This is a genomic window from Protofrankia sp. CiP1_Cm_nod1 (genome assembly GCF_920888515.1).
Classification (GTDB): domain Bacteria; phylum Actinomycetota; class Actinomycetes; order Frankiales; family Frankiaceae; genus Protofrankia.
The window spans coordinates 1-5850 of sequence record NZ_CAKKTM010000436.1; the positions used below are offsets into that span (position 1 = coordinate 1).

Below are 5850 nucleotides of genomic sequence, written 5' to 3' on the forward strand. Positions count from 1 at the left end.
CCGCGGGCCCGCTGGCCGCGGCCGCCCCTGTGGGCTGCCCCACTCCGGCCGGCACGACCGGCACAGCCGCCGCGGCCGACGTGCCGGGCGAGTACCCGTGAGCCACGTCGACGAGCGCGACGGAGCAGGCGGGTGTCGCCGTGTCAAGAGCGATGAGCAGCACGTCCGCCAGCCTAGCCGGTCACCAACCGCAAGATCGCCCCTTGATCCCTCACAGCCAGCCCGGCTCCGGCCGGTGCGGCCGGGCCGGCGAAGCCGGTGGAGTTGACGAAGCCGGTGGAGTTGGTGGAGCCGGCGGGCTCACGGTTGTCTGCGCTGATGATGGCAATGGCACCAACAACGACAGGCGCCGCGGCCAGTCCCCGCCGCTGCCGAGCAGACGGATCACGCGCCGCCCCCCGGCATCGGGCACCCCGCCCGTACCGGCGACGCCGATGGCTTCCGCCCGGCCGGCGGTATCCACGCTGCCACCGGCATCCGCACCGGTGGGGGCGTCGCTGACGGAGGCGTCCGCGCCGGCGGGAACACCCACGCTGGCGCCGATATCCGTGCTGATATAGGTGCCCGTGGCGGGAGCCGCCGGCGCCGCGTCCTCGGGACGGGCGATCTCCACCCGCAGATGTGTGCCGGCCAGCCCCTCCACCAGGCCCGAGCCCCATTCGACCACGGTCACGGACTGCTCGACATCGGCGTCGAGATCGATGTCCTCGACCTCGGCGAGCCCGCCCAGGCGGTAGGCGTCCACATGCACCAGGGGCACCCGGCCGCCCGGGTGTACCCGGGCGATCACGAAGGTCGGGGAGGTGACCGCCCCGGCAACGCCCAGGCCCACGGCAACGCCCTGGACAAAAACGGTCTTGCCGGCGCCGAGCGGCCCGGCCAGGATCACGAGGTCGCCCGCGCGCAGCACGGCGGCCAGCTCCCTGCCCGCCTCGCGGGTACTGTCGGCGTCCGCGGCCTCGACCACCAGACCGCCATCCTCGGCTCTGATCGCAACGCTGGCGCGAAGGGACTCACCAGTGCGCAGCCAAGGGGGCAGTGGTGTATCCGGGCCACTCACAACGTCCACCTCACGAGATCACGTTCATACCTGTCGCACGCACGCCGTCACGTGCAGGCCGTCACGTGCAGGCCGTCACGTGCACGCCCGCGGGCCACAACTTCGTCCCCATGGATGCTGTGGGTGCCGCCCGCCGCCCGCGTCCTGCCGGTTTCGTTCGTTCCCATTACACACAGACATCAACATCAGGGCTGGTCAGGACCGCCTGGACGACGTCGCTGTCGTGCCCACGGGCGTCCGCCGCGGAGCGCTCATGCGTGGATGTCGTCTATGCCGTGCTCCCGAGGGGCGGGCACGACCGGGTTGTCCGGGGGTGGCCGATGGGCCCTCGCCCGCTGGACGAGGGTACGTAATGCCGCGTTGACCTCGTCCGGACGCTCCAGCGGGACGCTGTGGCCGGCGCCGGGTACGACCACCAGATCCGCCTCGGGGAGCGCCGCGGCGAGCGTGCGGCTGTGCTCCACCGGGGTCATCACGTCGGCGTCACCGACGAGGATCAGTGTCGGCGTCGCCACCAGCACCGCCGCGGCAAGCAGCTTGTCATAAGAGATCAGCGCGGGCAGGAAGGCCGCGACCACGTGCAGTGGCGTGGCGGCTATCGTCTTCTCCAGGAACGACACCACGGCCGGCTCCACCTCGTTCGAGCCGAAGCCGATCCGGCGGGTGATGACCCAGGCGAGGTCACCGCCATGGCGGCGTCCCCGTTCCAGCAGCGACGGAGCGTAGCGCATACCGATCGCGAGGCCGGGCAGGCAGGCCCGCAGTGCCAGCGTGGCCGTCGCGGGCAGACCGAAGGTGACCGTCGCCAGGCCGCCGGCGCTGGTCGACACGAGCGCGACCCCGACGATCCGGTCCTCGAACAGCTCCGGATGGGCGTCGGCCAACGCGAGGATCGTCATCCCGCCCATCGAGTGCCCGACGAGCAGCACCGGGCCGGTCGGCACCACCTCGCCGAGCACCCGGTACAGATCGTCACCAAGCTGCTCGATCGTGCACCCCGCGAGATCCGAGGGGCCCGAGGCACCATGCGCCCGCTGGTCGTAGAACACCAGCCGGCCGCAGCCGGCCAGGTCCCGGCGCTGGAACGTCCAGCAGTCGAGGCTGACGCAGAAGCCGTGGACGAACACGAGGGTGAGCGGCGCGTCGGCGTCACCGACGATCTCCACATGTAACGGCACCCCGTCGGAGGTGATCACCGTGGCCGGCCGCCCGCCGACCGGGTCGACCGGGTCGACCGGGTCCTTCTCGGCCGCGCCGGCCCGCTCGGCACGGATGCGTGCCAGCCGCCGTTCCGCCGCCGTACCTATGACGGCCGCCGTGACCAGGCCCGTGACCCCCGCCGCACGCACTGCCCGCGTCCGGGTGACGGCACGGCTCGCCCGGACGACACCGCCGCCGATGCCGAGGAACCGGCCGGCCATCATGGCCCGCGCGGCGCCGCCCGCACCGTCCGCTCCTACATCCTCTGTTGCCTGGGACGTGCTCATGACGGAAGCCGTCCTGACGCTGACGGGCCGGCGCCGGGAAGACCCGGACCGGACGAACCGGCGCCGAACGAACCAGCGCTGGACGAACCGGCGTCAGACTGACTGACAGCGGGCGGCGGGCTGCCGGTCACCCCGGGAGCGGGCCGGCCGGTGTCCGGCATGCCCGCGCCCCACCGACCGGTGTCCCGCGGCCCGCCGGAGGCGTTCAGGTGAATGCGGGGCACCCGGGCGCCAATCCTGGTGACGATCTCGTAGCTGATCGTGTCGAGAGCGTCCGCCCAGTCCTGCGCGGTGGGCTCGCCGTGCTCCCCGGGCCCGAACAGGATCACCTGGTCGCCGGCCTGGACCGGATCATCGCCGACGTCGACCACGAATTGGTCCATGCAGACGGTTCCGGCTATCCGCCGGCGCCGGCCCGCGAGCAGCACCTCGGCGGTGTTGCCGGCCGCCCGCGGGACGCCGTCGGCGTACCCGAGCGGCACCAGCCCAAGGGTCGACGCCGTGGCGGTGGTGTACCGGTGGGCATAGGACACGCCGCTGCCCGCCGGCACCCGTTTGGCCAGCGCGAGCCGGGCGGTCAACGTCATGGCCGGCCGCAGGCCCAGGGCCGCGGGCGGACCGACCTGCGGCCCCGGTGACAGCCCGTACACGGATATCCCCGGACGCACCATGTCGAAATGGGCGTCCGGGCTGACCAGGGTCGCCGCCGAATTGGCCAGATGACGCACCTGCGGACGCAGACCGGCCTTCTCGGCGATGGTGACCGCGTCGGTGAAACGCCCGATCTGGCCGCGGACGGTCGGATGGCCGGGCGAGTCGGCGAAGGCCAGATGGCTCCACACGCCGGTCACCTCGATCAGGTCCTCGGCGACCAGCGCCGCCGCCGCGTCGCACAGGGACGGCCAGTCCGCCTCGGTGGCGCCGCTCCGGCCCAGGCCGGTGTCGGCCTTGAGGTGGACGCGGGCTCGCCGGCCGGTGTGCCGGGCAGCCTCGGCGATCTCCGCCAGCATCCAGGGAGCCGACGCGGAGAGGTCGATGTCGGCGGCGAGCGCGTCAGCGAGCGGTTCCCCCGGGGCGGTGAGCCAGGCGAAGACCGGGACGCTGCAGCCGGCGGCGCGCAGCGCGAGCCCTTCTTCGATGACGGCGACCCCGAGCCAGCTCGCGCCCGCCTCCACGGCGGCACGCGCGCACGCGGACATCCCGTGCCCGTAGCCGTCGCTCTTCACCACCGCCATGGTCGCGGCGTTCCCGGCGCGGGCGACCAGGGCTGCCACCGACTCACGGACCGCGTCCAGGTCCACGATGGCACAGGCACGCAAGCCTTCACTCTGCGTTGTCATCCGGAGCCTTCCTGACCTGTCCGGCCAGTTGTGCCGACCCGTGTCGGGATGTCGCGGCGCGCCGCACCTCGACGGTAACAAGATCTTCCGAGTCGCCGGTGCTCCGGCAGGAGACCCTGAGATCATCTCACCTCACCTCGTCGCGGCCGGTGGGCCGTGGCGTGTTGCGACGCTCGGGCCCGGCGGGTGGCCCGGTGCCGGCCACCGGGCTCGTCGTCGGTAGCCCCGGCCGGATGGCCGGAATGCCAGCGCCGGGATGTCGATGACAGCACAGCCGACGGCACCGTGCCGAGGCCACCGGCCGGGGCTGTGGACAACTGCCGGCTCGCTGCTGGTTATCCACAGATACGCCGCGAGGCTGGCGCGCCAGGGACGCGGAGCGCACCGTCGAGGCACGCCCTGGGCGGCTCGCCCAGGCGGCAACGGACAGCACGAGCGCTTTTCCACACCCGGGATCCCCGCCGGCCACCGGCTGCCCTCCGGCGCTCCGGCTGCCGGTCCGATACGCCACGGGAACCGGGCCACGAAGTCGCGGCAACCGGAATTCACTGATCACCAACAGGAGGGATCATGCGACGGACAGGACGGCGGGCAGGAGAAGCCACGGCCGTCGACGCCGACGGCCGGCCGTCACCGCGTCCGGCGCTGCCGCAGCAGCGCGGGCAGGTCGGACGCCGCCAGCGGATGGCCCGCGCGCGCGGCCGCTCGGCCGTGCAGGTGGGCGCCCACGCTGCCAGCGTCCAGCGCGTCGCTGCCGCCGGCGAGCAACGAGCCGCACAGGCCGGTCAGGACGTCCCCGCTGCCGGCCGTGGCAAGCCATGGCGTGCCCGTGGTGTTCACCCGCGCCCGCCCGTCCCGGTCGACGACCAGGGTGCGGCTGCCCTTCAGCAGGACGGTCACGCCGAGTTCGGCGGCGCAGCGGCGCACCACCGCGAGCCGGTCCGCGGCCAGTTCGCCCACGGTCGTCTCCGCGTCCCAGCCGAGTGCCGCCGCGAGCCGGACGAACTCGCCTTCGTGCGGTGTGAGCAGGGCCGGCGCGGCGCGCTCCCGCAGCGCGCGGGCGCTGCGGGCATCCTGGGCCAACACGCCCAGAGCGCCGGCGTCGAGCAGCACGGGAACGTCGGTGGCCAGCAGGGCGGCCACTATCCGGGCGGTGTGTCCGTCCGCGGGCAGCCCCGGGCCGACGGCCCATGCCTGTACCCGTCCGGCCGCGAGGACGGCGTCGGCGTCACCGGGGCCGATCTCGGTGACCACCGCTTCGGGATGCGCCCGGCGCACGTGGTCGGCGGCCACCCTGGTGCTCACCACCCGCAGGTAGCCCGCGGCCGCGCGCAGCGCCCCGCCGGTGGCGAGCACGGCCGCGCCCGGGTAGCTGTCGCTGCCCGCGACCAGGCCGAGCACCCCGCGGGTGTACTTGGAGTCCGTCGGCACGGGGACGGGCCGGAGGCGGTCCGCGTCGGCGTCGTCCAGCGCGACAAGGTCCGCGGCCGGGAGAGTGAGGCCGATGTCGACCAGCTCCACCTCGCCCGCGTGCTCCGCCCCGGCCCCGACCAGCAGGCCAGGCTTGTAGGTGCCGAAGGTCACCGTGCTGCTCGCGCGGACCGCCGGGCCGACCACCGCCCCGGTGTCGCTGTCCACCCCGCTCGGGACGTCCACGGCGACGGTCCGTTCCCGGGGGGCGCGTACCGCCAGCCGGGCGTGCCCGGGCCGCAGGCCGCCTCTGCCACCGATGCCGAGCAGGCCGTCGAGGACGAGGTCGGCCGCTGCGAGCAGCCGCGCGGCCGTGTCGTCACCGGCCGGCGTCCCAGGTCCTGGTGGCTGCTCGTCAGCCGCTTCTGGCCCGGGCAGCGTGTGCAGGCGGCCGCCCGCGGCGAGCAGCGCCGCCGTCCCGGCGGAATGTGTCCGGCCCGGGGCGAGCGCGTCCACCCGGGCGCCCCGGGCGGCCAGCCGCGCGCCCGTCCAC

3 protein-coding genes and 1 pseudogene are annotated in these 5850 nt (G+C 74.1%); all 4 read right to left on the reverse strand.

Going from position 1 to position 5850, the window contains the following annotated elements; all coding sequences use genetic code 11:
* Positions 1-595 precede the first annotated feature (595 nt).
* A pseudogene (gene tsaE / locus NBX02_RS19670) lies at positions 596-970 on the reverse strand (tRNA (adenosine(37)-N6)-threonylcarbamoyltransferase complex ATPase subunit type 1 TsaE); the annotation flags it as partial.
* Between the two features lie 341 nt (positions 971-1311).
* On the reverse strand, positions 1312-2547 hold the full coding sequence (locus tag NBX02_RS19675; protein WP_250282639.1) for an alpha/beta fold hydrolase: 1236 nt from the start codon (positions 2545-2547) through the stop codon (positions 1312-1314).
* A complete protein-coding gene (gene alr, locus NBX02_RS19680; protein ID WP_445548540.1) occupies positions 2544-3887 on the reverse strand; it encodes an alanine racemase in 1344 nt (447 codons plus the stop codon). The genes NBX02_RS19675 and alr overlap by 4 nt, the downstream gene beginning before the upstream one ends.
* A 630-nt stretch (positions 3888-4517) precedes the next feature.
* Positions 4518-5850: NAD(P)H-hydrate dehydratase (locus NBX02_RS19685; protein ID WP_250292531.1), on the reverse strand; the 1333-nt coding region annotated here is incomplete at its 5' end.